The following is a 26,674-nucleotide window of genomic DNA, read 5'->3' on the forward strand; positions in this document are numbered from 1 at the left end:
TTGCCGTACTTGTACGAGCTGCTCTTGTCGGTGGTCCAGCGGGTGGTGTTGAGGCTGTCGAACTCGTCGGACCAGGTCAGCGCCTTGCCGGGGACCGGCGATCCGGTGCCGGGCGCCGGGGCGGGGGCCGGCGTCGGCGTGGGGGTCGGCGTGGGAGTCGGGGCCGGGGTGGGCGTCGGGGCCGGCGCGGGGGTGGCCGAGCCGCCGACCGTCAGCGTCTGCGAGGGCAGGTTGTGCCAGGCGTTGGCGGAGTCCTGCCAGAACCCGAACTGGGTGTAGGTGCCTGCCGGCAGGGTGCGCGCGGCGCTGGTGAAGGTGACACCGCCCGGGCAGATCTGCACGTTGCTCGCGTTGCCGGGGAAGTCCAGGTTGTGGCCGGCCGCGTCACGGACGCCGACACCGAGCGTCTTGGCGGTGAAGCAGCCGGAGGAGTGCACCGTGAGGGTCGCCTTGGCGGCGGTGTCGGCCGCCATGGCTGTCGGGGAGAGCCTGTCCTGGGTCACCGTGGGGGTGGCGGCCGAGGCCTGGCCGACCAGCGGGACGCCGGCGAGCACGGTCGCGCCGGCGAGCAGGCCGAGGCGTGCCGGGGTGGGCGAAAGTCGCATGGAGGATCCTCTGCGACGCCTGCGAGGTGAGCTGTCGGGTTCGGGCACGAGGCTGCCCGGCCGCCGGTGGGGAGCGGCTTCACCCCTAGCCGCGCGCCCGGCTCCGGCGGGAGCGGGGGCGCGACGGCAACAAACCTGGTTCCCCCGCTCCTGTCCAGAAGGTGATCGGGTGACCGCCGTCGGGTGGACAGGACTAGGCGTCCCGACCGCGGGTCTGCCCAGCCGGGCATCCCGTGCAGGCTAGGCAGATGGGTCGTGCACCGACAATGAGATGTCCCTCACAGCCGCGGCCCCGGCCGCGCGGTCACCAGAACCGGGGCTGCCCGGGGATGCTCTCCAGGTCCGCCAGCACCAGCTCGCGGTCCTCGGGCCCGGCGATCTCCTCGGCGGCGGACAGCGCCTGCTCGGTCCAGGCACGGGCCTGCTCCGGCTCGCCCGCCACCGCCGCCGCACGGGCCAGCGCCTCGTACGCGAAGGCCAGGTCCCAGTCGCCGATCCCGTGCTCCCGGCACAGCTCCAGTGCACGCCGGGCGTGGTGCAGGGCGGGTTCCGCCCGGCCCAGCACGGCGTACACCCGGGAGCACTGCCACTCCCCGCGGCCGAGGTTCACCGGCGCGCCGACCTGCCCCCAGTGGTACCGCGAGGCGTGCGCCATGTGCACCATCCGGTCGTCGTCGGCCGCGGAGCGGTCCTCCTGCTCCAGCAGCCGCCAGACGCCGTTGAACAGGTCCACCGCGAGCTGCCGCTCGTCGCCCGCGGCGACCGCCTGTGCTTCCTCACCCATGACCGTGCCGATCCCTTCCTCGATCAGATGATCCGTCCGGTGGACGGCCCCGCGCAGCCGGTCGAGCCGCGCCTGCAGCCGCCGCCGGTGCCCGGCCAGCACCCGCTGCACCAGCTCGGGCTCGCCGCCCGCCGCCAGGCACTCCCCGACCTGCTCCAGCGGCAGGTCGACCGCGCGCAGCGCCCGTACCAGGCGCGCCCCCGGCACCTGCCCGGCGCGGTAGTACCGGTAGCCGGTGTCCGGGTCCACCTCGGCGGGGCGCAGCAGGCCGACCCGGTCGTAGTGGCGCAGCGCCTTGGCGGTCAGGCCGGTGCGCCGCGCCATCGCGCCGATGGTGAGCAGGTGCTCGCTCTGGTCCGTCACGCCGACGAATCTAGGACCTTCCCCCGCGGGAACCTCAAGCCGCCGGTCCCCGGCGGTCCGCTAGGTTGGGGGGTGCGGCCGGAGCACCGGCCGCGGCCGCCGCGACCGTTCCCAGGAGCACCCGAGATGACCGCGCCACTGCCTGGCTTCGCCGGACGCACCTACCTGTTCGACGTCGACAACGGTGCCGCCTTCCGCAACTCCTACTCCGCGGACGGGACCAGGCTGCGCTGGGAGGGCCTCGGCGAGTCGGCCGGCCAGTGGGAGGACGTCCGGCTGCACGTCGCCGAGGTCGGCCCGCAGGTGTACTTCGTCAGCTGGACCGAGCAGAGCGGCATCACCGTCAGCCATGTGATGGACCTCACCACGCTCACCGTCCGGGTCTTCTGGACGTACGAGGGCGAGGGCGGCCGGGTCGGCGAGCTGCACACCGGGAAGCTGCAGCCGGTCGGCTGAGCCTCAGCCGGCCCGCAGGCGCCCTGACAGCCACTCCAGCGCGGGCGGCAGCAGCGTGCTCCAGGTCCGGAAGTTGTGGCCGCCCTCGGGCACCGTCGCGGTCGCCAGGGAGAGCGGCGGGCGGGCCGCGGCGGCGAACGCCCGGGTGTCCGCCGCGTAGTCCCCGTCCCCGCGCTCGGCCCCGGCCAGCAGCACCGCCGCCTCGGGCGGCGGCAGGTTGCGCAGCCGCCACAGCAGGTCGGCCTCGTCGCGGCGGCGGGCGCTCCCCCGGAACAGGTCCCCGGTGGACGGGTCCTCGGCCGCCCGGTAGTAGCCGGACATCGAGACCGCGCTGGGGAAGACCTCCGGGTGGCGCATCGCCAGCTTGAGCGCGCAGTACCCGCCGGTGGAGTTGCCCATCACCGCCCAGGCCCGCGGCAGCGCCGAGACCCGGTACCCGGCCGTGATCGCCCGGGGGACGTCCCGGGTGAAGTAGGTCTCCGACTGCGCGCCGCCGGGCACGTCCTCGCACTCGGTGTCGGCGGGCATCGCCGGGGACGGCCGCAGCAGGACCAGGACGGCCGGCTGCATCCGGCCGTCCAGGTTGAGGCGCAGCGCCGTGCCCGGGTAGTTGAGCCGGGTGATCAGGTTCCGGGCGTCGCCGGGGAAGCCGGTGAGCACCACCACCGCGGGGAAGCGGCGGTCCGCGTAGGCGGGCCGGAAGTACTGCGGCGGCAGGTAGACGTAGCCCTCGGTGGTCAGCCCGGACAGCGGGCCGTCGATCCGTACGCGCTGGATCTCGCCCGCCGCGCCCGGCTGCCTGGCCACCGGGCCGCCGCCGCGCACCGTCTCGTGGCCGAGCAGCCGCACCCCGCCGTCCCCGGCCGCGGGGACCACGGTGACCGGGACCGGGCCGCCGGTGCCGAGCAGGTCGTCCCAGCTGCCGTAGAACGAGAAGTAGTCGTTGGCGGCGAGGGCGAGCGCGCCGAGCAGGGCCAGCTGGGCCGCCAGCAGCACGCCGATCCGGCCGAGCACGGCGAGCACGCCCGGGCGCGCCAGCCGGGGCCAGCACCCCACCGTCGCGGCCGGCACCAGCACCGCGAGGACGACGGCGGCCGCCAGTACCTTGTGACTCGTCAGGCCCATCGCTGCGTGCTGCTCCCTCGGTCCGGTGCAAGGTGGCGGACGGCGTCCCGGCGGCGGGCGCGGGCGTCAGGTCGGGTCGGTGGCGCGCCCGGGCGCGGACCTGGCGTGCCGGGGCGGCGGCCGGTCCCGGCGGCGGCTGCCGAGCCGGTTGCCGAGCCAGGCCAGCACGGCGGCCACCAGCACGAACAGACCGAGCATCAGGGTGCAGGCGCCGGCCACCCGTCCGTACCCGCCGGGCAGGTGCGGGTCGAGGAACGGGTACGGGTACCAGTGCACCAGCGGCCCCCGGGCCAGCGTGTACGCCAGGTACACCAGCGGGAAGACCAGCCACTTCAGGACGGTGGTGCGGTCGATCCGCCGGGCCGGCGGCATCAGCAGCCAGTCGGCGAGGTACACCACGGGCATCACCCGGTGGACGATGTCGTCGACCCAGGGCAGCAGCAGCCCGAGGCTGTAGCCGGACAGCAGGAGGGCGTACACCAGGCCGGTGATCGTCATGTAGAGCACGATCGCGCCGCGGACCGCGTCCGGGATCCCCGGGCTGCCGCGCAGCGCGAGCACCCCCCCGGCCACCAGCACCAGCAGACCGGCGATGTTGCTCAGGATGGTGAAGTAGCTGAAGAAGTCGGTGAGCGGGGAGCCCTGGCTCACCGCGTGCTGGCCCTGGACGCACAGCGCCACCGCCGCCAGCACGCCGAAGGCGATCCGCCCGAGCTGAACCGCTCGTTCCCGCATGGGCCCGCCCTCCCGCACCACTGAATGATCATCAGTCGGGAACATCATCGGCCCGGCCCGCCGGGGCCCACGGGAGGCGGACCGGCGGACCGGACGCCTTCACCCGATCGGCCCGCCCGCCCCGGCCCGGCTGCTGTCCGAGCCGGGGCCCGGGCCGGCGCGGTCGGCACGCGAGCGTCAGGCGTGGGTGCCGCCGTCGATCCGCAGCTCGGTGCCGGTGATGAAGGCGCCGTCGTCCGAGGCCAGCATGGCGATCACGCGCGCGCCCCTCGACCTCCGGGCCGCCGGACCTCCGGACGGCGGCTCAGTCGGCCGGGCGCCGCGTCAGCCGTTCGCCGCAGGACAGGTTCCAGCGGCCGCCGCCGCCCGTGAGGCGGGTGAGGGTGAGCGGTTCGACGTCAAGGCGCCAGAAGGCCTGGGGCGGCAACGCGAGCGCGTGGACGACGGCGGCCCGGACCACGGCCGGTTCCACCACGGCCAGCACCCGGCCGCTGCGGGCCTCCAGCCAGGCGCCGACCCGGGCGACCAGGCCGAGGACGCTCTCGCCGCCGTGCGGGGCGGCCGCCGGGTCGGCCAGCCAGCCGGCCAGTGCGGCGGGGTCGGCGGCGGCCAGGTCGTCGAGGGTCCGGCCGCGCCAGCCGCCGGTGTCCAGGTCCGCCGGGCCGGGGCCGGCCACCGACGCCAGTCCGAGCGCGGCGGCCGTCTGCGCGCAGCGGCGGGACGGGCCGGCGAACACCTGCTCGGCGCCGGGCAGCAGCCCGGCGGCGCCTTCGGCGGCCCGGCGGCCGGAGTCCGTCAGAGCGGTGTCCGAGCCGAACCTGGCCTCCCGCAGTCCGGCCGAGGCGGCCGGTGAGATCAGCGTCACCCGTACCGTCATCCCACTGTCCTCCCCGCCCGGCGGCAAGCCTGGCACGTACACGCACCGTTCGACGGGCGCCCCGCACGCCGCCCGGTGCGCCGCGTGCCCCTGCCGCAGCCCTTGGCCGGGCCGCCGCCCCACGGTACCGTCACCTCGACAATTGACGACGGTGTGACGGAAGCCGGTGGGAACCCGGCACGGTCGCGCCACTGTGTACCCGGTACCCGACCTCCCGTCAGGTGCCGGAAAGTCAGACCCGACTCCGTCGTCCACTGCTCCAACGAACGGGACGCGAGTTCCCCCAGGAGGTCCGGTCATGGCTCACCCCATCGCCCCCGCCGCCGCTCCGGCGATTGCCCCCATCTCGCTGAAGGCGATCGCCCCCTGGGCGGCGTTCTTCGGCATCCTCATGCTGATCGTCATCTACTTCGTCGGCGCCGAGCAGGGCGCCACCGCGCTCATCTCCGGTGAGAACGTGCACGAGTGGGTCCACGACGGCCGTCACCTGCTCGGCTTCCCCTGCCACTGATCCCAAGGGGAACCGACGCTCATGAACTCCGTATCCGTCAGATCCCTGCTCGTCCGGGGCATGCTCGCGGGCCTCGCGGCCGGTGTGCTCGCCCTGGTCGTGGCCTACCTGCTCGGTGAGCCGCACGTCGACGCCGCGATCGGCTTCGAGGAGGCGCACGCCCACTCGCACGACGCCGGCGAGGTCGAACTGGTCAGCCGCAGCATGCAGTCCACGCTCGGCCTGGCCACCGGCATCCTGCTGTACGGGCTCGCCTTCGGCGGCATCGCCGGCCTCGCGTTCTGCTTCGCGCTCGGCCGGATCGGCCGCTTCGGCCCGCGGGCCACGGCGGCCCTGCTGTCGGCGGCCGGCCTGGCCGTCGTCTACCTGGTGCCGTTCCTCAAGTACCCGGCCAACCCGCCGTCGGTGGGCGAGCCGGACACCATCGGCAAGCGCACCACGCTGTACTTCCTGATGATCGCGCTGTCCGTGCTGCTCGCGATCGGCGCGACCATCCTGGGCCGGCGGCTGGCACCGGCCCTCGGCAACTGGAACGCCACGGCGGTCGCCGTCGTCGCGTTCGTGGCGGCGGTCGGCATCGCGTACGCGGTGCTGCCGACCGTGGACGAGGTGCCGGAGGACTTCCCGGCCTCGCTGCTCTGGCAGTTCCGGCTGTCCGCGCTGGCGATCCAGGTGACGTTGTGGAGCGGTTTCGGCATGCTCTTCGGGCACCTGGCCGAGCGGCTGCTGGTCCCGGCCCCGGCCGCCCGGCCGGCCGCCGAGGCGGCCACGGTCTGACCGGCCGGTCGTAGCGGGTCACCACGACGGGCCCGGCGGGGAGACCTCCCCGCCGGGCCCGTCGGCGTCCTCACACCGGCACCACCGCGACCGGGCAGTGCGCGTGGTGCAGCACGGCGTGCAGCGAGGTGCCGAGGCGCAGACCGAAGCGCGGGGCGGGCTCGTGCCGGGAGACCACCAGCAGGGCGGCCTGCCGGGAGGCCTCGACCAGGGTCTCGACGGTCGCGCCGGTCAGCTGGCGGGCGTCCACCCGCACCTCGGGGAAGTCCTCGAGGACGGGTTCGATGGTGTGCTGCAGCAGTTGGGCGTGCAGCCGCTCCTCCTCCCCCGCCTCGTCGGCCATCGCCATCTGCCCGGCCTCCGCGACCACCGGCGACCAGGTGTGCAGGGCCTCGACCGGCAGCCGCCGCGTGGCCGCGGCCCGCAGCGCGAACCGCAGGGTGGCGGCGTCCCGCTCGTCACGGACGGCGACCAGCACATGGCTGCCCGCGTCCGACGCACCGCGCACCACCACCACCGGGCAGCGGGAGTGCGCGGCCACCCGCAGGCTGACCGAGCCGAGCAGCAGCGCGGCGAAGCCGCCGTGGCCCCGGGTGCCGACCACCGCGAGCTCCGCGTGCTCGGCGGCGGTCAGCAGGGCCTCGGCGGCCTCCCTGGGCACCACGTCGCCGGTGAGACGCAGTTCCGGGTGAGCGGCCTTGAGCTTGCCGAGCGAGTCGTCCAGCAGATCCTGGGCGTCGCGCAGGATCAGATCGGTCACGGCGGCCCCGGTCCGCGGCGAGAGGGTGACGGTGCCGGTGTTCACCGCGTGCACCAGGTGCAGCGCACAACCCCGGCGATCGGCCTCCTGGGCGGCCCATTCGGCGGCCGCGGCGGCGGAGGCCGAACCGTCCACACCGGCGACCACGCCTGCGGGGGCTCTGTTGTTCATGATCGTCTCCCGGAAACGCTCCACGCCCTCCGCCCGGCCCGGGACCGGGCCACCGCGCAGGGCCCTGGTACCAGGATGCGCCTGTCGGCCGTGGCGCGCCGGGCCCCTGTGGGCATGCCCAGGTCACACCGGGCGGTTCACCAGGCGAAGGCCCGGGCCGGGTTGGCCCGCAGGATGCCGTCGGCGGCCCGCTCGCCGAGCTCCCGGACCAGCCGGGGACGCAGACCGCTCAGCAGGTACGCCGGGCCGGGGTTGCCGCGGGCGGCTGCGGTGGTGGTGTCGCCGCCGAGCAGCAGCTGACCGCCGTGGCCGGCCTCGGTGAGCGCCACCAGGGTGTCCAGCAGGTGGTGATCGGTGGCGTGGTGGGCCCGGGACGGGCCGTCCAGCACCAGGTACGCGCCCGAGGCGGCGGCCTCCCGCTGCATCCGCAGGTCGGGGAACCGGTTGAGGTGGCCCAGCAGCACCCGCTGCGGCGGGACGCCGAGCCGGTCGCAGAGCAGGTCGAGGACGTCGCCGGCGGCCGTGCCGAGTTCGTGGTGGACGGCGATCGGCGCCCCGGTCGCACGGTGCGCCTCGGCGGCGGCGGTCAGCGTCCGGCGGGCGTGCGCGTCCAGGCCGTGGTAGCCGCCGGCCACCTTGATCAGCCCGGCCCGGCCCGGTCCGCCCGGGCCGCTCGGTCCGGCGGGGCCGGTGAGCTCGGCGGTGAACAGCGCGGCCAGGTCGAGTCCGCGCAGCCGCCCGGGCGGGTAGTGGGCGGCCTGGTGCAGTCCGGTGGCGGCGACCAGGTGGACACCGGTGGCGCGGGAGAGCGCGATCAGGTCCGGGATCCGCCGGCCCATCCCGTACGGCGTCCACTGGACCAGGGCGCCGCCGCCGAGGGCGGCGAAGGCCCGCAGCTCGGCCTCGGCGGCGGCCGGGTCGTCGAGTTCCTGGCCCGGGAGCTGCTCGCTGCGCAGGAACAGGTGGTCGTGGGCGTCGCAGAGGCCGAGCCCGGCCGGGTCCACCGGGCCGAGGACGGTGTGCACCACCTCGGCGGGCCCGGCAGCACCGGCAGTACGGGCGGCCCCGGCGGCGCCGGCCGGGGTCACGCCGCGTCCAGGACGGACGCGGTGGCGCGCAGCGCGGCCAGTGCCTTGGGGACCCCGATGTACGGCGCGAGGTGGACGAAGGACTCGGTGATCTGCTGCGGCGTCAGTCCGATCCGCAGGCTGCTGCGGAGGTGGCCGGCCAGCTGCGGTTCGACGCCGCCGAGGGCCGCGAGGGCGGCCAGGGTGAGCAGCTGGCGGTCCCTCGGCTCCAGGCCTTCGCGCTGGTAGGTGCCGCCGAACAGGCTGGTGACGATCCAGTCGGGGAAGCCCGGCGCGAGCCCGTCCAGGGCGGGCAGGGTGGCCAGCTGGGTGGCCTCGTCCATCAGGGCGTCGAGCACCCGGTGGCCGGCGGCGCGGTCGATGACGGCCGGGGTGAGGTCGGCGGGCTGCACGGATCTCCTTCAGCGGGTCGGGAGTTCGGGGGCGGGGAGTTCGGGGGCGGACAGGTGGAGCACCCGGTAGCGGGTGACCGTGGCCGCGGGGGCGGCGGGCGGGCCGCCGTACCGGTCGTCGCACCAGAGGCTGAACCGCAGCAGCTCCCAGCCGTACGGATCGAGGGCGAGGGCCGTCGAGTGCAGGCCGCTCCCGTCGCCGTCGGCGGCGGCCGGGCGGGCGAGGGCGTCGGCGAGGACCTCGGCCGGGTCGGCGTCCTCGGGCAGCGGGGTGAGGACCCGGGTGGCGGTCCGCGGCCGGAGTGCCACCGCCGGGCCGGGCCGCAGGATGTGCCCCAGCCAGTGGCGGACCGGCGGACGGCCGAAGTCCTCGCTCAGGGTGCGGAATCCCGGGCCGCGCAGGAAGGCGTCCATGGCGTCGGCCCGGTGCCAGAGGTAGAGCGGTGCGTACTGGTTGACCGGGGAGCCGTCGGTGCCGCGCTCGCGGACCAGGTACGCCTTGAGGGCGAGGCCGGGCAGGTGGTCGGTCAGGTGGCCCTTGTCGGCGACCCGGCGGTGGATCGTCCGCATGTCGTGGCCGGCGGGGAGGGTGATCTCGTACTGCATGGCCTGCACGGACGGCCTCCGGTGGGGTGACGGGGGTCAGGGGGTGCGGAGCAGGGCGAGGGCGCCGCGGACGGCCCGGTGGAAGGGCTCCGGCGAGCCCGCGGCGCGGGCCAGCACGTAGCCGCCCTGGACGACGGCGACCAGGGCGGCCGCGGTGTCGGCGGGGTCCGGCCCGGCGGGCAGCTCGCCGGCCGCCTGGCCTTCGGCGACCACCTCGGCGATCCGGCCGCGCAGCCAGGCCAGGGTCTCCTCGACCGGGGCGCGCAGCCGGGGGTCGGCGATCACCTCGGGGTCCTGGGCCATCCGGCCGATCCGGCAGCCGCGCAGCACCTCGCGTTCGCGGCCGAGGTAGGCGGCGATCCTCTGGAGCGGTGTGCCGGGGCCGCCGAGCTGCTGCTCCGCGAGGGTGCGCAGCTGCTCGGCGCTGCGGCGTAGGGCGGCGGCGGCGAGGTCGGGCTTGCCGTCGAAGTGGTGGTACATGCTGCCCTGGCCGACCCCGGCCTGCTGCTGGATGGCCTTGGGGCTGGTGCCGACGTAGCCGCGATCCCAGAGGAGTTCCTGGGTGCTCTCGATCAGGCGGTCCTGGGTGGTCATGGGATCACTGTACATACCAGTAGGTACAGAAGCCAGGGGGCGTCCGAAAGAGGCACGGCACCCGCCTGCGGTTTGAAGCCGGGAGCCGGACGGGCTCGGCGGCCGGCGAACCCCTGGCAGCCTTCCGACCCGCGCGGTTCCGCGCGCCCCTCGGTGCCGCCCGGCGGGGAGGAGCGGGCGGGAACGGCGCGGCCCCGCCCGCGGGAGCGGACGGGGCCGGGACGGCTGGGGCGCGGGTCAGACCGGGACACGCTCCGGTTCGGCCGCGGCTCCCGGGCCGGGGGCCATCACCGGGTCGCCGCCGTGCTCGATCCGCAGCTCGGGCAGCAGCCGGTCGAGCCAGCCCGGGATCCACCAGTTGAGGCGGCCCAGCAGGGTCATGGTGGCCGGGACCAGCACCAGCCGGACCACGGTGGCGTCGATCAGGACCGCCACGGCCATCCCGACGCCCATCATCTTGACGGTGATGTCGGGGTCGATCGCGAAGCCGGTGAAGACCGCGACCATGATGGCCGCCGCGCTGCTGATCACCCGTCCGGTGGCCGCCAGGCCGCGCAGCACGCTGCCGCGCGCGTCCCCGGTGGCCAGCCACTCCTCACGGACCCGGGCCAGCAGGAAGACCTCGTAGTCCATCGACAGGCCGAACAGCACGGTGAACATCAGGATCGGCACCCAGCTGGACACCGGCACCGAGTGCGGCAGCCCGAGCGCCTTCGCGCCCGCGTCGGACTGGAAGACCGCCGTCATCACGCCGTACGCGGCGGCCACCGACAGCAGGTTCATCGCCGCCGCCTTGACCGCGATCACCGGCGCCCGGAACAGCACCGTCAGCAGGATCAGCGAGAGCGCGACCACGAACGGCACCACCACCCAGAGCCGGTCCGAGAGCCGCTTCGAGATGTCCGAGAAGGACGCGACCACCCCGGTCACCTCGGCACCGGAGGCCGGCAGCAGGTCGGCGCGCATCCGGGACAGCAGCTGCGCGGTGCGCTCGTCCTGCGGGCCTGTCCTGGGCTGGACCGAGACGACGGCCGCGTCCTGGGCCCGGTTCACCAGCGGCGGCGCGACCGCGGCCACCCCCGGGTCGGCGGCCAGCCGGGCGGTCACGGCGGGGAGTTCGGTGGCGGGCACCCGCTGCAGGTCGACCGCGACCAGCAGCGGACCGTTGGCACCCGGGCCGTACGCCTCGGCCACCAGGTCGTACGCCTTGCGGGTGGTGTTGCCGGCCGCCTGGCTGCCGGCGTCCTGCGGCCAGGTCCGCATCCCGAGCATCGGCGCGGCCAGCGCCAGCAGGACCACCAGCGAGGCCAGCGCCGCGGCGACCGGACGGCGGCCGATCAGGGCGGCCCACCGCTCGGTGCGGGTCGGTCCCTTGGGCTTCACCGGGCCGTCGGTACGGCGCTCGGAGCGGCGCAGCAGCCGCGGACCGGCCAGCGAGCACAGCGCGGGCACCAGGGTCAGCGAGGCCAGCATCACGGCCCCGACCACCAGGAAGGTGGCGTAGCCGAAGGAGGAGTAGGTGGGCAGTCCGGCCAGCTTGAGGCCGAACAGCGAGACCAGCACGGTGGAGCCGGCCACCACCACGGAGGAGCCGGCCGTCGCGGTGGCCTCGGCCGCCGCCTGCCGCCGGTCCAGGCCCTTGCGCAGTCCCTCGACGTGCCGGCTGACCAGCAGCAGCGCGTAGTCGATGCCGACGCCCAGGCCGACCATGCTGGCCACGGTCGGCGCGGTCGGGCTGATGTCGGTGACCGCGGCGAGCAGGGTGGTCAGCGCGGTGCCCGCACCCAGCCCGGCCAGCGCGACCACAAGCGGCAGGCCCGCCGACACCACGGTGCCCAGCGAGAGCACCAGGACGACCAGCGCGGCCACGATGCCGATGGTCTCGGCGGTGCCGTCCGGCGCGGTGAAGTTCTCCGGCAGCTGGCCGCCGAACTCGACCTGCAGGCCCGCGTCCTGGGTCGGACGGGCGGCGGCGCGCAGGTCGTCCAGGCCCTCGGAGCCCTTGAACGAGGTCACCGGTATCAGGTAGTTGACGGCCAGCAGGGCGGTTGAGCCGTCGGCCGAGAAGACCGGCTCGGCGACCGGACCCGCGCCGCGGACCGTGCCGATCCGGGTGCGCAGCTCCGCGAGCGCCTGGTCGGGGACGCGGTGCCCGGCCCGGTCGTGGACGACGACCCGGGCGCTGGCGCCGGACATCTCGGGGAACCGCTCGTGCAGCAGGTCGAGGCCGGCGGTGGACCGGGTGCCGGGCACCCGGTAGTCGTCGCGCGGGGTGCCGCCGAAGCCGGCGGCCAGCCCGAGGAGCGCGGCCAGCAGCAGCGCCCAGCCGAGCACGGTGTACCAGGGTCTGGCGGCCGCGGCGCCGCCGAGGCGGCCGAGGAGGGAGGACATGAACGGGCCTTTCGGCTGGTCCGGTGCAGAAGTCCCGCCCAGCCTGACCGCCCGCGCTTGGAGACGACTTGGGACGGCACTTGGAGGCGACCCCGCGCACCGCCCGCTGCGCCGCCCGGGCGGCGGGCCGCCGGGCCGGGTGCGGGCCGGAGCCGCTGCGGGCGGGGAGACACACCGGCCCGCGGCCGAGACTAGGGCCCCGGCGGGAGTTGCGCCAGAGCCCGGAGCGCATCGGCCTCCCAGTGCGCGGACTCCCAGCGGCGGGCGACCTCGGCGGCGTGCCGGAAGTGCGCGGCGGCCTCGGCGTACCGGCCCAGGTGGCGGGCGAGCTCGCCGCGGGTGTGGGCGACCGGCCAGAGCGCGACCGAGGTGCTGGCGGCGCCGGCCACCAGACGGTCCACCTCACCGAGTTCGACCAGCAGTTCGGCCGCCTCGGCCCGCTCGTCCAGGGCGATCACCGCCATGGCCCGCAGGACCAGGAAGAACGACCGGTAGTAGTCCGGCGCGATCGGCCGGCCCGGGCTGCGGGCCGCCCTGGCCTCCTCGATCCGGCCGTCCTGGGCCAGCGCGAGGGCCAGCACGTCGTCCACCAGCGGCCCGTACAGCGCGGCGGCCGACCGGACCAGCGGAAGCTCCTCGCGCAGCCGCCCGCCGCCGATCGCCAGGGTCAGACGGTGGACCGCGTCGACGCCGTCGGCGTGCAGCGAGCCGCGCGCCCGCAGGCCGTCCACCGCGCGGCGGTAGAGCGTGCGGGCCTCGTCGGGCCGGTCCGCGGCCAGCGCCAGCATCGCCTGCTGGCAGAGCCCGACGTCGATCAGCTCGGGCAGGCCGTACGCCTCGGCGATCCGCAGCCCGGTGTCGATGTGCGCGCGCAGGGCCGGCAGGTCACCCTGGACGGCGGCCGCGGTGGCGTGCAGGTGCTCGGCGTGCCAGCGGTATGCGGGAAGGTCGAACTCCTGCGCCAGCGAGGAGAGTTCGGTGGCGATCTCGGAGCGCAGCAGCAGGTCGTGCTCGTAGTCGTGCACCCGGGCCTGGGCAGCCAGCGCGCGGGCCAGCAGCCGCGGGTCGCCCACCGCGCGGGCCAGCGCGACCGCCTCGGCGCCGGCCGCCCGGCCCTCGCTCGTGCCGGTGCAGTCGAGTTCGTAGGTGAGCGCGTCCAGCAGGCGGCACCGGGTGACCGGGGGCAGATCGGTGCGGCGCAGCAGCGCGGTCAGCGCGTCGACCGCCGCGTGGTCCACCGAACCGTACGGGTGCGCGACCCACGGCGTCGGCTCGGTCCAGGCGGTCCACGCCTCGATCACCAGGTCCTCGCGGCCGCTCTCGCGGGCCAGCCCGACCGCCGCGGCCCGGGTGGCCAGCGCGGCGGCGATCTCCCCGGCCCGCAACTGGGCCCGCAGCAGCGCCCCGAGCAGGGCGATCCGCCGGGCCGCCCGGTCGTCACCGCACTCGGGCGCCAGCGCGAGGGCGTCCAGGGCCTGCTGGAGCAGCGCCGCGCAGCTCTCGTGCGCGTACCGGCGCTCGGCCGCCTCGGCGGCCCGCACGCAGTGGTCGACGGCGAGCTCGGCGGTGGCGGCGGAGGCCGCCCGCGCGTAGTGGTGGGCCAGCGCGGCCAGTCGGTCCGGGTGCAGGTCGCGCAGCGCCTCGGCGACCCGGCCGTGCAGCCGGGTCCGGCGCAGCGAACTGAGGTCGGCGTACAGGGTGTCCCGGACCAGCGCATGGGTGAACCGGACCGCGCCCGGCCGGGGTTCGGTGAGCAGGCCGCCGACCAGGGCGGCCTCCAGGGCATCCAGCAGCCGTTCCTCGCCGTGCCCGGAGGCGGCGAGCAGCAGGTCGACCTCGGCCTCCCGGCCGACCACGGCGGCCAGCCGCAGTACCTCCACGGTGGTCCCGGGCAGCCGAGAGAACCGCCGCCGCAGCACGTCCCTGACCCCCTGCGGAACCTCCTGGACGGCCACCAACGCACCCTCCCCGGCGAGCAGTTGGGCGCTCTCCAGAAGATAGAACGGGTTGCCCCCGGTGCGCTCGGCGAGCGCCCGAACGGTAGTCGGGTCGACCTCCTCCTCGCAGACCGACCCGATCAGCCGGCCCGCCTCCTCCTCGGCCAGTCCGCCCAGCGGCAGCCGGTACGGCGAGCGGCGGGCCAGCGCGGCGAGCGTGTCGGTGAGCTCCCCCTCGCCGGGGCGGTGCGCCACCACCAGCAGCAGGCCGGGCAGTTGCGCGCCGGCCAGCGCGGTCAGCAGGGCGCGGGTCTCCCGGTCGGCCGCGTGCAGGTCGTCCAGTACCAGGGCGACCGGCCGGGCCGCGGCGGCCTGCCGCAGCCAGTCCTCGACGGCCCGGTGCAGCCGGAACCGGCCGACCAGCGCATCGGCCTGCGGCCCGGCACCGTGGGGCGGGGTGCCGTGGGGCGAGGTGCCGTGGGGCAGGGCGTTCGGGGGTGAGCTGGACGCCGGGCCGGCGGGCGTGCCCGCCGGTTCGCCGTCCAGCAGCGGGGCCAGCAGCCGGGCGTGGACCGGCGACAGCGGGCTCTGCTCGGCCAGGCCCCGCAGCGCCTCCGTCCAGGCCCAGGCCGGTGGCGCACCCCCGGACTCCGGACAGCGCCCGGCGGCCACCAGCATCCCGGAGCTCTTGAGTTCGGCGTGCAGCCGGCCGAGCAGGGTGGACTTGCCCGCGCCCGCCTCACCGCTGACCACCACCACCGGGTGCCCGCCCGCCCCGGCCTCCCGGGCGGCCTGCCGCAGCGTCCGCAGCTCGCCCTCCCGGCCGACGAACAACCGCCCGGCCGGCAGTGCGGGCACGCCGTCGGGCGCGGCAGCGGCCGGCGGCGCGGACGGGACGGCGGACGGCGCAGCGGCCCCGGCGGCGGACCCGGCCGGACCCGGGAGCAGCTGGGCGGTGCGCTGGTTGAGGATCGCGGACTCCAGCTCGGTCAGTGCCGGGTGCGGGTCGAGACCGAGTTCACCGGTCAGCAGCGCGCGGGCAGCGCGCAGCGCGTCCAGCGCCTCGGCCTGCCGACCGGCGCCCCAGAGCGCGAGCGCCAGCAGGCGCCAGCCCTGCTCGCGCAGCGGATGGCCCTCGGCCAGCTCCCGGGCCTCGGGCACGGCGTCCGCCGGGCGGCCCTCGGCGAGCGCCGCCTCCACCGCCAACTCACGTGCGGAGAGCCGGAGTTCGTCCAGCCTGCCGATCTCCGCCAGCGCCCACGGCTGATCGGCGAACTCGGCCAGCACCGGGCCCCGCCAGAGCGCCAGTGCGTCCTGCACCGCCCGGGAGAGCGGCCCGTCCGGCCTGCCGACCCCGACACCGGCCCCGGCACCGGCCCCGGTGGCGGCGGGCGACAGCAGCTCCCGCGCGCGCCGCAGCCGGGATTCGAAGTCCCAGGCGTCCACGGCACTCGCGGCGGCCGGCTCCAGGGCGTACCCGGGCGCCCGGCTCAGCAGCAGCCGCGCCGGCTCACGCGGGCCGCGCTCGGGCTCCAGCAGCCGGCGCAGGTTCGACACGTACGCCTGCAGCGAGGCCGCGGCCTTGGCCGGCGGCCGTCCGCTCCACAGGTCGTCGATCAGCCGCTCCACCGGCACCACCCGCCCCCGGGCCACCAGCAGCCGGGCGAGCACGCCGCGCTGCCGGGGCCCGCCGAGCGCGACCTGGCGACCGCCGACGACCGCCGTCAGCGGGCCGAGCACGGTGAAGCCGACCGGCACCCGGACCGGGCCCGGGCCGCCCGCCCGGGCGTCCGCCGGGCCGGGCAAGGCTGCTCCGCGCACGTACACCGGGGCGCCGCCGCCGTACCGCACCTGCCCTCCTCGCGCCGCAGTTCCGGGGTCCTCCCGAGCCTATGCGACGGCGCGCGGCCCGGGCGCCGGGGCCGCCACCGGCCGCTCTCCGGACCCGCACCTCAGGCCGCTCGGCCCGGACCCCCGGCCCGGCCTCTCAGTCCTGGGCCTCAGCTCCGCAGCAGCACCGCCGACAGCGGCACGAACCCACCCGCGCCGCCGTCGGTGGCGCCACCCGAGGTGCGCCGCAGCATGCCGAGCGCGATCCGCTCGCCCTGCTCCTTGGCGCGCTCCGCCACCGGCCCCCGGTAGAGGCCGTCCACGCTGGCCCGCCACAGCTGCACCCAGCGGCCGAAGTGCTCGGCGGTCAGCGGCCGCCGCCGGTGCAGCACGGCGTGCGGGGCGAAGGCGTTTCGCCGGTACTCCCCGGTGCGCAGCAGCGCGCGCTCCCAGAAGTCGGTGATGTGCGGGAGGTGGGCCTCCAGGTCGAGACCGGCCAGCTCGGTGAAGAACGGGCCGATCAGCGGGTCGGCGAAGGCGGCCGGGTAGAAGCGCCGCAGCAGCCGGTCCAGGTCCGCGCGATCGGCGAGGTCGACCAGGTCCGCGCGGTCGGCGGCGGGGCGCGGGCGCATCGGCTTCTCCTGTCCGTTGTCCGTACGGCGGTGCGGTGCCCGGTCCGGTGTCCGGGGTGGCCGGTCCGGCCAGGGTACGCCGGGCGGTCCGGTGGTCCGGTGGTCCGGCCCGGCACCGGCCGCCTGGCAGGATGATCGGCATGAGCTATCGCGCCGCCGACGACCGCTACCGGTCGATGACCTACCGCCGTGCCGGACGCAGCGGGGTGCAGCTGCCCGCCGTCTCACTCGGTCTCTGGCACAACTTCGGGGACACCCAGCCGCTGGAGGTACAGCGCGCGGTGCTGCGCCGCGCCTTCGACCGCGGCATCACCCACTTCGACCTGGCGAACAACTACGGCCCGCCGTACGGCAGCGCAGAGCGCAACTTCGGCACGCTGTTCGCCCAGGACCTGCGCCCGTACCGGGACGAGCTGTTCATCGCCTCCAAGGCCGGCTACGACATGTGGCCGGGCCCGTACGGCGACGGCGGGTCCCGCAAGTACCTGCTGGCCAGCCTCGACCAGTCGCTGGACCGGATGGGCCTGGAGTACGTCGACGTCTTCTACTCGCACCGGTACGACCCCGAGACCCCGCTCGAGGAGACCATGGGCGCGCTGGACACGGCGGTGCGCTCCGGCCGCGCGCTGTACGCGGCGATCTCCAACTACCCGGCCGAGCAGCACCGCGAGGCGGTGGCGTTCCTGCGCGAGCTGGGCACGCCGATGCTGCTCAACCAGGCCAGCTACTCGATCCTGAACCGGGTGCCCGAGGACGAGGGCCTGCTGACCGCCGTCGGTGACACCCAGACCAGCCTGATCGCCTACTCCCCGCTCGCCCAGGGCCTGTTGACCGACCGGTACCTCACCGGGGAGGTGCCGGCCGGCTCGCGGATGTCGGTCGGCCACTTCCTCAAGGAGCAGGCGCTGACCGGCGGCAAGCTGCGGCAGCTGCGCGCCCTGAACAAGGTGGCCGAGCAGCGCGGCCAGAGCCTCGCCCAGCTGGCCCTGGCCTGGGTGCTGCGCGACCCGCGGGTGGTGTCGGTGATCGTGGGAGCCAGCAGCGTCGCCCAACTCGACCAGAACATCGACGCCTTGGACGGCGCTCCGCTGACCGCGGAGGAGCTGGCGGAGATCGACCGGCTCAGCCGGTAGCACGGGCGCGGTCCGGGGGGCGGGCGCCGAGGCCCCGCCCCCCGGACCGTGCCGACCGGGCGTACCGGCCGGGCGCCGCCGGCCTCAGTTCACCGGCGTGTACTTGTAGCCGACCCGGCGCACCGTCACGATGCTGTCCCGGTAGGGCGCGCCGAGCTTGCGGCGCAGCCGGGCCACGTGGACGTCGACCGTCCGGCCGTCGCCGACGTGGCCGTAGCCCCAGACGGCGGAGACCAGGTGGTCGCGGGTGTGCACACGGTGCGGGTGCCGGGTGAGGTGGGCGAGCAGCTCGAACTCCAGGTAGGTGAGGTCGAGTTGGGTGCCGTCCACATAGGCGTTGCGGCGGTCCGGGTCGACGCTGATCCCGTTCGCGGCGGGCACCGCGGCGGGCGCCGGCGCGGGCCGGACCGGGGCCGGGGCGGGCTGCTCCGGCTCGGGCGCCGGGACCAGCAGCAGGTAGCCGATCAGCGGGTGCCCGGGGGCGGCGCCCACCTGGGCGCCGTACTGCGCGAGCAGCGCCTGCGGGAGCGCGGACTGCGGCAGTGCCGCGACCAGCGCCCCCTCGGGGAGGCCGGTCAGCTGGGCCAGCGCGGCCGGTACCGCGGCGGGCTGCTGGGACGGCGCCGGGCGGGGCGGATGGACGGGCTCGCGCCAGCGGTCGCCGCCCGAGGGGACGGACCGGACCGCACGCAGGTGCGGGGTGGAGGCAGGGACGGGCAGGGTGGCCGTGGAAGAAGACATGGTGCCGCTCTTTCGCGCGTGACGACGGGGTGGAAGCGTCTGCGCGTCGAACCGGGGCCGTGCGGGCGGGACTGACGGAAGGTCAGGCCGCGGAGCGCCGGGACGCGCGAGGCGAACCCGGACACGTCTGGTCGAAGAGGTGCGGCTGTCGGGACGGCCAGAACGGCTCAAGGTCGTGGCGACCCTCAGCGCTGTCCTCGACATGATTCATGGGCCTATTCAATCAGATGAACGCGGTGCTGCGCCCCAACGGGCCGCACCGCCTTGGATTGCGTCCCATTTCGCCGGATCCGTCCCGGGCGGTCAGCCGCGCGCGGCCCTGACCCGGTCCGCGGCGTGCTCGACCAGCCGGATCAGCAGCTCCTTGCCGTCCTCCCGGCTGCGGGCGTCGCAGAGCAGCACCGGCACCTGCGGGTCGAGGTCGAGGGCGGCCCGGACGTCCTGCGGCGCGTGCACCTCGGTGCCCTCGAAGCAGTTCACCGCGACCACGAACGGGATCCCGCGCCGCTCGAAGAAGTCGACCGACGGGAAGCAGTCGGCCAGCCGCCGGGTGTCGGCGAGCACCACCGCGCCCAGCGAACCGCGCGCCAGCTCGTCCCAGACGAACCAGAACCGGTCCTGGCCCGGGGTGCCGAACAGGTACAGCGCGAGGCCCGGCCTCAGGTCGATCCGGCCGAAGTCCATCGCGACCGTGGTGGTCCGCTTGGCCTCCACCCCGTGGGTGTCGTCGACCGGCCGGCCCAGCTCGCTCAGCTGCTCCTCGGTCCGCAGCGGCCGGATCTCGCTGACCGCGCCGACCAGCGTGGTCTTGCCGACGCCGAAGCCGCCGGCCACCAGGATCTTCAGCGCCGCGTTGCCCCAGGGTCCCTGGCGCGCGGGTTCGGTGCCCGTCGGGGCGTCGGTGCCTGTCAGGGCGGAGGTCTCAGAGTGCGCGGAGGCCATTGATCACATCTCGCAGCAGGCGCTCGTCCGGAAGCTGGGCGAGCTGGACGGGTCGGGTGACGTCGACGAGCCGGGCGTCGTTCAGGTCGCCGAGCAGCACCCGCACGACGCTGACCGGCAGGTCGGTGTAGGAACCGAGCTCCGCGACGCTCAGCGGCTCGTCCCGGCACAGCGCCAGGATCGCGTGGTGCTCGGGCGCCAACGGATGCTCGGTGGCCTCCTGTTCGGCCCCGGCCACCGCGGTGACCAGGGAGATCAGGTCGAACAGACCGTCGTCGGCGGGCCTGGCCCGGCCTCCGGTCATCGAGAACAGCCGCACCACCGGGCCCGCGTCGTCGTCGAACCAGCGGTCGTCCACGGGCGTGCGGGGCGCGAACAGGTCGGGCACGGACTCGGTGGCGGCGTCCTCGGTGCTCATCGGCTCACTCATCTCCCCGGCGGAGCGGGCTCGGTGCGCGGCTCGGCGGACAGGTGCTCGCCGACCCGCTTCACCAGCAGGGCCATCTCGTAGGCGATCTGGCCGACGTCCGACTCGGCGTCGGCCAGCACGGCCAGGCAGCTGCCGTCACCGGCGGCGGTGATGAACAGGAAGGCCTCGTCCAGCTCGACCATGGTCTGCCGGACCCCGCCGACCTGGAAGTGCCGGCCGGCACCCTTGGCCAGGCTGTGGAAGCCGGCCGCGACCGCCGCCAGGTGCTCGGCGTCCTCGCGGCCGAGGCCGCCGGACACCCCGGTGGCCAGGCCGTCGCTGGAGAGGATCACCGCGTGCCTCAGGGTGGCCACCCGGCCGACCAGTTCGTCCAGGAGCCAGTCGAGGTCTCCGGACGACTGTGCTGCTGCGGTCATGATTCGGTTCCTTCCGCCGGTGCGGACTGTACGGGTGCCACGGGCATTGCGTCTGCTGCCGGTGCTGCTGTCTTTTCTGGAACTGCGGGTGCTGCGGGTGCTGCGGGAACTGCGGGTGCTGCGGGTCGTGCCGGTGCTGCGGGTCCTGCGGGTGTTGCCGGTGCTGCGGATGCTACGGGTTCTGCGGGCCGTACGGATGCTGTGGGTCGCGCGGGGGCCGCGGGCAGCGGCACCGGCCGGGCGGGGGCCGCCGGGAGGGCGTGGGGTACCGGGGCGGAGGGCAGGGCGATCCGCAGCCGGGCCGGGCCGGGGATCCGCTCCGGCGGCCGGGCGGGCCGGCCCTCGGGGGCGCCGCCGGGCGGCTCGGGCTGCTCCCGGACCACCGTGAGCGAGGCCGGCTGGAGCCGGTCGCCGCGGCCGCGCTGGAACCCCCGCTGGAACGAGGCGAAGGTGGCCCTGGCCTCCTCCGGCGACCGCTCGCGGAGCTGCTCGGACTGCTCGCCCCGGTCCGCGGCCGCGGCCTCCTTCAGCTGCGGCGCCAGGCTGGCCTGCCGGATCCGGCGCGGCAGCAGGCCGCCCGCCACCGGCGGGGCGGCGTGCGCGGGGTTGGTCGGCACCACCCGCTCCTCGGGCGGGCTGTCCGCCCGCCGGTGCCGGCCGGTGCCGCCGTCGGCGGGGACCAGGACCGGGCCGCCGCCGGCGCGCCGGCGCGGCAGGCCGCCCGGGGTGCTGGCGGGCTGGACCGCCGAGGGCTTGGGGCCGCCGCCGACCCTGCGCGGGCCGGAGCGGACCGGTTCGTCGGCGCCCAGCGGGGCCGCCGCGGGCCGGCCGTGGCCACCGTCGCCGGCCGGTGCGGCCGCGGCCGCCGGGCCGGCGAACTGGTCACCGCTCACGTCCATCGCCGCGGCGAGCAGTTCGCGCGGGATCAGCACCACGGCCGAGGTGCCGCCGTACGGCGAGGGCCGCAGGTGCACCCGGATGCCGTGCCGCCGGGCCAGGCGGCTGACCACGAACAGGCCGAGCCGGTCGGTGTCGGCGAGGTCGAACTCCTGCTCCACCGCGAGCCGCTGGTTGATGTCCTCCAGCGCCTGCTCGCTGAGCCCGAGACCGCGGTCGTCGATCTCCAGGCAGAAGCCGTGCGCGACCACCTCGCCCTGCACCGTGACCTGGGTGTGCGGCGGGGAGAACACCGCGGCGTTCTCCACCAGCTCGGCGATCAGGTGGGTGACGTCGGCCACCGCGCTGCCCAGCAGGCCCGTGCCGGGGAACGGCCGGACGATCACCCGGGCGTAGTCCTCGACCTCACCGACCGCGGCCCGCACCACGTCCACCATCCGCACCGGCTTGCGCCAGGCGCGCCCGGGCGAACCGCCGGAGAGGATGATCAGGCCCTCGGAGTGGCGCCGCATACGGGTGGTCAGGTGGTCCAGCCGGAACAGGTCCTCCAGCTCGGCCGGGTCCTCGGTGCGCCGCTCCATCGCGTCCAGCAGGGTCAGCTGGCGGTGCAGCAGCACCTGGCTGCGCCGGGCCAGGTTGACGAAGACCGCGGAGACGCCGCGCCGCAGTTCGGCCTGCTCGACCGCCGCCTCGACGGCCACCCGCTGCACCTCGTTGAAGGCGCGGCCGACCTGCCCGATCTCGGCCGAGCCGAAGTCCAGCTCCGGCACCTCGGCGGCGGTGTCGACGGCCTCGCCGCGGCGCAGCCGCAGCATCACCGAGGGCAGCCTGGCGCCGGACATCTCCAGCGCCGCGTTGCGCAGCGAGACCAGCTCGCGGGCGAGCTTGCGGCCGATCCGGAAGGAGATGACGATCGACAGCACCACCGCGGCGAGGCCGACGGCGCCGGCGATGCCGCCGCGCACCAGCGAGTTCACCGCGTAGGACCGGGCCCGGTCGGCGTTGGCCGCGTCCACCCGGGTGTTCAGCGTGGCGAGGTCGGCCAGCACCCGGTCGGCGGTGTCGTGCCAGGCGTCGCCCGCGCTGCCCTTGGCCTCGGTGACGCGGTTGTCGGCCTGGTCGAAGGCGCGTTCGGAGCGGGCCAGCGCGCTCCAGTCGACGCCGCTCTGCAGGTTCAGGTAGTCGCCGCGGTCCTGGGCGTTCAGCTCGGGCAGGTAGATCCGGAACAGCGCCTGCTGGCTGTGCATGCTGTCCAGGGTCGCCTGGACCTTGCGGTCGTCGGGGTCCCTGGTGAGCTGCAGCGCCTCCATGGCGGCGGCCTCGCGGGACAGGTACTCGCGGGCCCGGGACAGTTCGATGAGGACGGTGTCCTGCCGGGACAGGTCGCCGGTCTGGCCGGAGCCGAAGGCGGCCCGGAAGGTGAAGACCGGCTGGACCAGGTCGCCGTAGTCGGTGATGACCGTCTCCCAGCCGTCCTTGCCCTGCCCGGCCCGGCTGCGGATGCCGGCCAGCTGGTCCGCCATCGCCAGCACCTCGTGGAACTTGACCCGCTGGTCGGCGTCGAGCTTGGCGGCCTCGGCGCTGCCCGACTGGTAGCGCAGCAGCTGCAGGTCCCGGTCGGTGACGGCCTGCGCCTGGAGGTAGGAGTCGGCGGCGGTCCGGGACCCGGGGTCGGCGACCCGCAGCACGGCGGCCCAGCGCTCGGCCTGCAGGTCGCGGGCGTACTGGTCGGAGGGCGCGCCGAAGGCCCGGTAGGTGGAGGTGACGTCGAGCTGGCTCCAGACGTTCCAGGTGGTCACCAGTGTTGCGTACACCCACAGCCCGGTCAGTGCCACGATGGGCACCATGAGCAGCGCGATGATCCTCGCGCGGATCGAGCTGCTGCGCAGACGCATGGGGTCCTCGGATGGGGTGGGCCAGGCGCGGACAGGGTGCGGGCGGGACGGCCGGAGGACGCCTCGCGGGGCAGGTGGGGACGGTCCGCCGTGGGAGCCGGGCCGCTGGATCTGCGTGAGCTTACTACTCCCTGACCACCTGTTCGAAGGGTGATTTGGCAATGTCACCGATGCTGCCGCGATCATCCTCATTTGCCTGCGATGTCCGATCCGTCCGGCCGGGCACCGGAGGCCGCCACAAGTGCCGTTCACGGGTTGGCACATGCCGATCACGATCAGGTCGGCGGCAGCTCTGGGCAGCGATCCGGCGATCGGGTAACTTCGCAGCAGTCCGCCCCCCGGCCGACCCCTGGCCCACCCCTGGGGGCCGTGGAACCGCTCGGACACCGGATCGGGGGCAGCGTGCGCGAGTTCAGCAGCCCGGCCCTGGCCGGGGCCGCGGCCGGCGGTCTCGCCGACACCGTGTACGACACCGCCGAACGCACACCGGGCCTGGTGCAGCTGTCCCGCTGGAGCGAGGGCCGCTGGCAGCCGGTGACGGCGCTGGAGTTCCGCGACGAGGTACTGGCGCTGGCCAAGGGGCTGCTCACCCGCGGGGTCCGGTACGGCGACCGGGTCGCGGTGATGTCCGCGACCCGCTACGAGTGGACCCTCTTCGACTATGCGCTGTGGTCGATCGGCGCGATCCCGGTGCCGGTCTACCCGACCGCCGCCGCCGAGCAGGTCCGCTGGATCCTCGCCGAGACCCAGGCCGTCGCCTGCGTGGTGGAGGACGAGGACCACGCCATGACGATCGGGGCGATCTGCGACGCACTGCCCGACCTGAACGGCATCTGGCAGCTGGACCGCGGCTGCGTGGCGGCGCTGGTGGAGGACGGCCGCAGCGTGCCGGACGCACTGGTGCACCGGCAGCGCCTCGGCGTCGGCCCGGAGAACCTGGCGACCGTCATCTACACCTCGGGCACCACCGGCCGGCCCAAGGGCTGCCTGCTCACCCACGGCAACTTCGCCGCCGAGGCGGACACCCTGCTCGCCGGCTGGGGCGAGGTGTTCCGGGACAGCGGCAGCGTCCCGCCGGCGGTCCTGCTGTTCCTGCCGCTGGCCCACGTCTACGGGCGGGTGGTCCAGGTCGCGGCGGTCCGCGGCGGGATCCGGCTCGGCCACCACGCCAAGCTGACCACCGACTCGCTGCTGCCGGCCCTGGCCGCGTTCCGGCCGAGCTTCCTGCACGCCGTGCCGTACATCTTCGAGAAGATCCACCAGCGCGCCCGGGAGGCGGCCGAGAGCGACGGACGGCTCGAACTCTTCGAGCAGGCAGCCGAGGTGGCGGTGGAGTGGGCCGCCGCCCGGGAGCAGCGCGCGCTCGGCCACGGGCCCGGCCCGAGCGCCCGGCTCAGGCTGCGGCACGGCGCCTACGACCGGATGGTGTACCAGCGGCTGCGGGCCGTGCTCGGCGGCCGGGTGCGCAGCGCGATGTCCGGCGGCTCCAGCCTGAGCCGGGAGCTCGGCCTCTTCTTCGCCGGCGTCGGGATCACCGTCTACGAGGGGTACGGGCTGACCGAGAGCACCGCCGCGGTGACCGTCAACCCGCCGGGGAAGCCGAAGTTCGGCACGGTCGGGCCGCCGATCCCCGGCACCTCGGTCGCCATCGGCGAGGACGGCGAGGTCTGGGTGCGCGGCGCCACCGTCTTCGCCGGCTACCTCAACCACCCGGTCTGCACCGGCCAGGCGCTGTACGACGGGTGGCTGGGCACCGGCGACCTGGGCGCACTGGACGAGGACGGCTACCTCACCATCACCGGCCGCAAGAAGGAGCTGATCGTCACCAGCAGCGGGAAGAACCTGGCCCCCTTCGCACTCGAGGAACGGGTCCGGGCTCACCCGCTGGTGGCCCAGTGCCTGGTGGTCGGCGACAACCGGCCGTACGTGGCCGCGCTGATCACCCTGGACCCGCAGGCGCTGGCACACTGGCTGAAGACCCGCGGGCGGGAGCAGCTCGACCCGTGGGCCGCGCTGGTCGACCCCGAGCTGCACGCCGAGGTGCAGCGGGCGGTGGCGGGCGCCAACACCACGGTGTCCCGGGCCGAGTCGATCCGCGCCTTCCGGCTGCTGCCCAAGGAGTTCGCGGTGGAGGACGGTCTACTCACCCCGTCGCTGAAGCTCCGCAGGCATGCCATCGTGCAGCGCTACGCCGAGGACATCGAGGAGCTCTACGCCGGGTGACGGCCGTGACGTGGGGTGACCCACGGGCGTCTTGACGGGGCGTCCGGTGCGGTCCATTGTTTGCCCTCGGTCCGGGTGCGGCCTCACCGATCCCCTTCCTCCCGCCCCTCCGGGAGCAACGATCTCTCCTCCCCCACACAGGAGTTGCTCCGTGTCCACAGTTCTGCGCCGCGCCGCGGCCTGCGCGGCGGGCGCCGCCCTGGCCGTCCTCGGGCTCACCGCCCCCGCCGCCCGGGCGGATCAGCCGCCCGCCGTCGACCTGGCCACCAATCCCGGATTCGAGATCCCCACCCTGCCGCTGGGCGACTGGGGTTCGATCCCCGGCTGGACCTGCGGGGCGGGCGAGGCCACCCTCACCGGCTCCGCCCACGGCGGGGCCTCGGCCCTGTCCGTGACGCCGGCGGCCGAGGACTCCACCGGCGAGTGCGCCCAGACCGTCTCGGTCAGACCCGGCTCCCACTACACCCTGTCCGCCTGGGTGCGCGGCTCCTACGTCTTCCTGGGCGCCACCGGCACCGGCCACGACGTCGCGCCGTCCTGGACGCCCGGCACCGGCGACGGCTGGCAGCGGCTCACCACCGCCTTCACCACCGGCGCCGACACCACCAGCGTCCGGCTCTACCTGCACGGCTGGTACGGCCAGGGGACGTTCGCGGCCGACGACGTGGAGCTGTCCGGCGCCGCACCTGCACCGGCCACCGCCACCTGGAACGCGCCCACCACCGACCGGGTGGTCTTCTTCACCGTCGACGACGGCTGGCAGCCCACCGCGGAGGCTGCCCGGCTGATCGCCGACCGCGCCCTGCCGGTGACCGCCTTCCCGCTCCCGATGGCGGCCGGCAACCAGCCCGACTACTTCCGGGAGGTCACCTCGGCGGCCGGGTCCTCGATCCAGGACCACAGCGTCTCGCACCGCGACCTGACCACCCTCGGCGCCGCCGAGCAGCAGGCCGAGATCTGCTCCGCCCGGGACGCCCAGGTGCGGCGGTTCGGCTCCACCCCGACCATCTTCCGGCCGCCGTACCTGACCTGGAACGCCGACACCCTGCAGGCCGCCGCCAACTGCGGGATCCGGTACGTGCTGACCGCGACGGCCGACTTCAGCTGGGGGCAGTCCACCGTCTACCACGGCGGCCCGCTCCGGCCCGGCGACGTGGTGCTGCTGCACTTCACCGACACGCTCGCCGCCGACCTGCAACGGGCACTGGACGCGGCCGACGCGGCCGGGCTGAGGCCGGCCGGGCTGGTCGACTACCTGCGCTGACGTCCCCGGGAACCTCCGGACCGGCGCCGGCCCGCCGCGGCCGTCGCGGCCGCGGCGGCGGGGGGGGGGTCGGGGCGGCCGGGGTCGTCAGCACCACAC

The 26,674-nt window shown here is 75.5% G+C and carries 23 protein-coding genes, 2 pseudogenes and 1 riboswitch; of the genes and pseudogenes, 6 read left to right on the forward strand and 19 right to left on the reverse strand.

From position 1 onward, the window contains the following. Together AB0D08_RS33215 and AB0D08_RS33220 are read right to left on the reverse strand one after the other, a co-directional pair. Positions 1-605: pseudogene (locus tag AB0D08_RS33215) on the reverse strand (hypothetical protein); the annotation flags it as partial. 1 nt (position 606) lies between these two features. Next, positions 607-779, reverse strand: a riboswitch (cyclic di-AMP (ydaO/yuaA leader). Between the two features lie 130 nt (positions 780-909). Beyond that, the gene (locus tag AB0D08_RS33220) at positions 910-1,752 is read right to left on the reverse strand and encodes a helix-turn-helix domain-containing protein (RefSeq protein ID WP_233289244.1); all 843 of its coding nucleotides are present in this window, start codon (positions 1,750-1,752) and stop codon (positions 910-912) included. Between the two features lie 126 nt (positions 1,753-1,878). Between AB0D08_RS33220 and AB0D08_RS33225 the strand changes: the two genes are divergently transcribed. Beyond that, on the forward strand, positions 1,879-2,208 hold the full coding sequence (locus AB0D08_RS33225; protein WP_033823296.1) for a MoaF N-terminal domain-containing protein: 330 nt from the start codon (positions 1,879-1,881) through the stop codon (positions 2,206-2,208). Positions 2,209-2,211: 3 nt separating this feature from the next. On the opposite strand, the gene AB0D08_RS33230 is transcribed toward AB0D08_RS33225, so the two are convergent. From AB0D08_RS33230 to AB0D08_RS33245, 4 genes and pseudogenes are all read right to left on the reverse strand, one after another. After that, positions 2,212-3,333 (reverse strand): alpha/beta hydrolase-fold protein, encoded by a 1,122-nt coding sequence (locus AB0D08_RS33230; protein ID WP_359893978.1) that lies wholly within the window; start codon positions 3,331-3,333, stop codon positions 2,212-2,214. A gap of 66 nt (positions 3,334-3,399) precedes the next feature. Further along, positions 3,400-4,068: a Pr6Pr family membrane protein gene (locus tag AB0D08_RS33235; RefSeq protein ID WP_051813670.1), complete on the reverse strand. Its 669-nt coding sequence runs from the start codon at positions 4,066-4,068 to the stop codon at positions 3,400-3,402. Positions 4,069-4,245: 177 nt separating this feature from the next. After that, positions 4,246-4,332, reverse strand: a pseudogene (locus AB0D08_RS33240) (short-chain dehydrogenase); the annotation flags it as partial. Positions 4,333-4,372: 40 nt separating this feature from the next. Next, positions 4,373-4,945, reverse strand: a complete 573-nt coding sequence (locus AB0D08_RS33245) for a histidine phosphatase family protein (protein ID WP_033823295.1) — start codon at positions 4,943-4,945, stop codon at positions 4,373-4,375. Between the two features lie 298 nt (positions 4,946-5,243). On the opposite strand from AB0D08_RS33245, the gene AB0D08_RS33250 reads away from it, so the two are divergent. Both AB0D08_RS33250 and AB0D08_RS33255 read left to right on the forward strand, forming a co-directional pair. Beyond that, the gene (locus AB0D08_RS33250) at positions 5,244-5,456 is read left to right on the forward strand and encodes a CbtB-domain containing protein (protein WP_033823294.1); all 213 of its coding nucleotides are present in this window, start codon (positions 5,244-5,246) and stop codon (positions 5,454-5,456) included. A gap of 21 nt (positions 5,457-5,477) precedes the next feature. Continuing rightward, the gene (locus tag AB0D08_RS33255) at positions 5,478-6,233 is read left to right on the forward strand and encodes a CbtA family protein (RefSeq protein WP_033823293.1); all 756 of its coding nucleotides are present in this window, start codon (positions 5,478-5,480) and stop codon (positions 6,231-6,233) included. A 70-nt stretch (positions 6,234-6,303) separates the two neighbouring features. On the opposite strand, the gene AB0D08_RS33260 is transcribed toward AB0D08_RS33255, so the two are convergent. The 8 genes from AB0D08_RS33260 to AB0D08_RS33295 form a co-directional block, all read right to left on the reverse strand. Beyond that, complete coding sequence (locus tag AB0D08_RS33260) at positions 6,304-7,164, reverse strand: universal stress protein (RefSeq protein ID WP_033823320.1); 861 nt, start codon at positions 7,162-7,164, stop codon at positions 6,304-6,306. 137 nt (positions 7,165-7,301) lie between these two features. Then, positions 7,302-8,192, reverse strand: a complete 891-nt coding sequence (locus AB0D08_RS33265; RefSeq protein ID WP_359893997.1) for a phosphotriesterase — start codon at positions 8,190-8,192, stop codon at positions 7,302-7,304. Positions 8,193-8,248: 56 nt separating this feature from the next. Continuing rightward, positions 8,249-8,644: a carboxymuconolactone decarboxylase family protein gene (locus tag AB0D08_RS33270; RefSeq protein WP_033823292.1), complete on the reverse strand. Its 396-nt coding sequence runs from the start codon at positions 8,642-8,644 to the stop codon at positions 8,249-8,251. Between the two features lie 9 nt (positions 8,645-8,653). After that, a complete protein-coding gene (locus AB0D08_RS33275) occupies positions 8,654-9,259 on the reverse strand; it encodes a DUF4865 family protein (RefSeq protein ID WP_033823291.1) in 606 nt (201 codons plus the stop codon). A gap of 27 nt (positions 9,260-9,286) precedes the next feature. Further along, positions 9,287-9,859 (reverse strand): TetR/AcrR family transcriptional regulator, encoded by a 573-nt coding sequence (locus tag AB0D08_RS33280; protein ID WP_199520437.1) that lies wholly within the window; start codon positions 9,857-9,859, stop codon positions 9,287-9,289. Positions 9,860-10,081: 222 nt separating this feature from the next. Then, positions 10,082-12,235, reverse strand: coding sequence for an MMPL family transporter (locus tag AB0D08_RS33285; RefSeq protein WP_359893982.1), 2,154 nt, complete (start codon positions 12,233-12,235; stop codon positions 10,082-10,084). 191 nt (positions 12,236-12,426) lie between these two features. Continuing rightward, on the reverse strand, positions 12,427-16,023 hold the full coding sequence (locus tag AB0D08_RS33290; RefSeq protein ID WP_359893984.1) for a BTAD domain-containing putative transcriptional regulator: 3,597 nt from the start codon (positions 16,021-16,023) through the stop codon (positions 12,427-12,429). A gap of 149 nt (positions 16,024-16,172) precedes the next feature. Continuing rightward, positions 16,173-16,634, reverse strand: a complete 462-nt coding sequence (locus AB0D08_RS33295; protein WP_359893986.1) for a group III truncated hemoglobin — start codon at positions 16,632-16,634, stop codon at positions 16,173-16,175. 140 nt (positions 16,635-16,774) lie between these two features. On the opposite strand from AB0D08_RS33295, the gene AB0D08_RS33300 reads away from it, so the two are divergent. Then, positions 16,775-17,767, forward strand: a complete 993-nt coding sequence (locus tag AB0D08_RS33300) for an aldo/keto reductase (RefSeq protein WP_359893988.1) — start codon at positions 16,775-16,777, stop codon at positions 17,765-17,767. 84 nt (positions 17,768-17,851) lie between these two features. Here the strand turns inward: AB0D08_RS33300 and AB0D08_RS33305 are convergent, their stop codons facing one another. The 5 genes from AB0D08_RS33305 to AB0D08_RS33325 all read right to left on the reverse strand — a co-directional run bounded on the left by AB0D08_RS33305 (position 17,852) and on the right by AB0D08_RS33325 (position 23,088). After that, positions 17,852-18,508 (reverse strand): winged helix-turn-helix domain-containing protein, encoded by a 657-nt coding sequence (locus AB0D08_RS33305; protein ID WP_359893989.1) that lies wholly within the window; start codon positions 18,506-18,508, stop codon positions 17,852-17,854. Between the two features lie 303 nt (positions 18,509-18,811). Beyond that, positions 18,812-19,450: an ATP/GTP-binding protein gene (locus AB0D08_RS33310; RefSeq protein ID WP_033823286.1), complete on the reverse strand. Its 639-nt coding sequence runs from the start codon at positions 19,448-19,450 to the stop codon at positions 18,812-18,814. Further along, the gene (locus tag AB0D08_RS33315) at positions 19,431-19,868 is read right to left on the reverse strand and encodes a DUF742 domain-containing protein (RefSeq protein WP_359893991.1); all 438 of its coding nucleotides are present in this window, start codon (positions 19,866-19,868) and stop codon (positions 19,431-19,433) included. The genes AB0D08_RS33310 and AB0D08_RS33315 overlap by 20 nt, the downstream gene beginning before the upstream one ends. An 8-nt stretch (positions 19,869-19,876) precedes the next feature. After that, positions 19,877-20,296 (reverse strand): roadblock/LC7 domain-containing protein, encoded by a 420-nt coding sequence (locus tag AB0D08_RS33320; RefSeq protein WP_033823285.1) that lies wholly within the window; start codon positions 20,294-20,296, stop codon positions 19,877-19,879. Beyond that, positions 20,293-23,088, reverse strand: coding sequence for a nitrate- and nitrite sensing domain-containing protein (locus AB0D08_RS33325; protein WP_359893993.1), 2,796 nt, complete (start codon positions 23,086-23,088; stop codon positions 20,293-20,295). Before AB0D08_RS33325 ends, AB0D08_RS33320 begins: the two co-directional genes overlap by 4 nt. A gap of 402 nt (positions 23,089-23,490) precedes the next feature. Between AB0D08_RS33325 and AB0D08_RS33330 the strand changes: the two genes are divergently transcribed. Continuing rightward, positions 23,491-25,311, forward strand: a complete 1,821-nt coding sequence (locus AB0D08_RS33330) for an AMP-dependent synthetase/ligase (protein ID WP_033821100.1) — start codon at positions 23,491-23,493, stop codon at positions 25,309-25,311. Between the two features lie 151 nt (positions 25,312-25,462). After that, complete coding sequence (locus AB0D08_RS33335) at positions 25,463-26,575, forward strand: polysaccharide deacetylase family protein (RefSeq protein WP_359893995.1); 1,113 nt, start codon at positions 25,463-25,465, stop codon at positions 26,573-26,575. Positions 26,576-26,674: the final 99 nt, after the last annotated feature.

It is taken from the genome of Kitasatospora sp. NPDC048540, from assembly GCF_040651175.1.
In the GTDB taxonomy this organism is placed as follows: domain Bacteria; phylum Actinomycetota; class Actinomycetes; order Streptomycetales; family Streptomycetaceae; genus Kitasatospora.

Excerpts from the sequence above, each read along its gene's own strand:
- AB0D08_RS33225 (WP_033823296.1), top strand. The coding sequence starts at position 1,879 with ATGACCGCGCCACTGCCTGGCTTCGCCGGACGCACCTACCTGTTCGAC.
- AB0D08_RS33230 (WP_359893978.1), bottom strand. The coding sequence starts at position 3,333 with ATGGGCCTGACGAGTCACAAGGTACTGGCGGCCGCCGTCGTCCTCGCG.
- AB0D08_RS33235 (WP_051813670.1), bottom strand. The coding sequence starts at position 4,068 with ATGCGGGAACGAGCGGTTCAGCTCGGGCGGATCGCCTTCGGCGTGCTG.
- AB0D08_RS33245 (WP_033823295.1), bottom strand. The coding sequence starts at position 4,945 with ATGACGGTACGGGTGACGCTGATCTCACCGGCCGCCTCGGCCGGACTG.
- AB0D08_RS33250 (WP_033823294.1), top strand. The coding sequence starts at position 5,244 with ATGGCTCACCCCATCGCCCCCGCCGCCGCTCCGGCGATTGCCCCCATC.
- AB0D08_RS33255 (WP_033823293.1), top strand. The coding sequence starts at position 5,478 with ATGAACTCCGTATCCGTCAGATCCCTGCTCGTCCGGGGCATGCTCGCG.
- AB0D08_RS33260 (WP_033823320.1), bottom strand. The coding sequence starts at position 7,164 with ATGAACAACAGAGCCCCCGCAGGCGTGGTCGCCGGTGTGGACGGTTCG.
- AB0D08_RS33280 (WP_199520437.1), bottom strand. The coding sequence starts at position 9,859 with ATGTACAGTGATCCCATGACCACCCAGGACCGCCTGATCGAGAGCACC.
- AB0D08_RS33285 (WP_359893982.1), bottom strand. The coding sequence starts at position 12,235 with ATGTCCTCCCTCCTCGGCCGCCTCGGCGGCGCCGCGGCCGCCAGACCC.
- AB0D08_RS33295 (WP_359893986.1), bottom strand. The coding sequence starts at position 16,634 with ATGCGCCCGCGCCCCGCCGCCGACCGCGCGGACCTGGTCGACCTCGCC.
- AB0D08_RS33300 (WP_359893988.1), top strand. The coding sequence starts at position 16,775 with ATGAGCTATCGCGCCGCCGACGACCGCTACCGGTCGATGACCTACCGC.
- AB0D08_RS33305 (WP_359893989.1), bottom strand. The coding sequence starts at position 18,508 with ATGTCTTCTTCCACGGCCACCCTGCCCGTCCCTGCCTCCACCCCGCAC.
- AB0D08_RS33310 (WP_033823286.1), bottom strand. The coding sequence starts at position 19,450 with ATGGCCTCCGCGCACTCTGAGACCTCCGCCCTGACAGGCACCGACGCC.
- AB0D08_RS33315 (WP_359893991.1), bottom strand. The coding sequence starts at position 19,868 with ATGAGCACCGAGGACGCCGCCACCGAGTCCGTGCCCGACCTGTTCGCG.
- AB0D08_RS33320 (WP_033823285.1), bottom strand. The coding sequence starts at position 20,296 with ATGACCGCAGCAGCACAGTCGTCCGGAGACCTCGACTGGCTCCTGGAC.
- AB0D08_RS33325 (WP_359893993.1), bottom strand. The coding sequence starts at position 23,088 with ATGCGTCTGCGCAGCAGCTCGATCCGCGCGAGGATCATCGCGCTGCTC.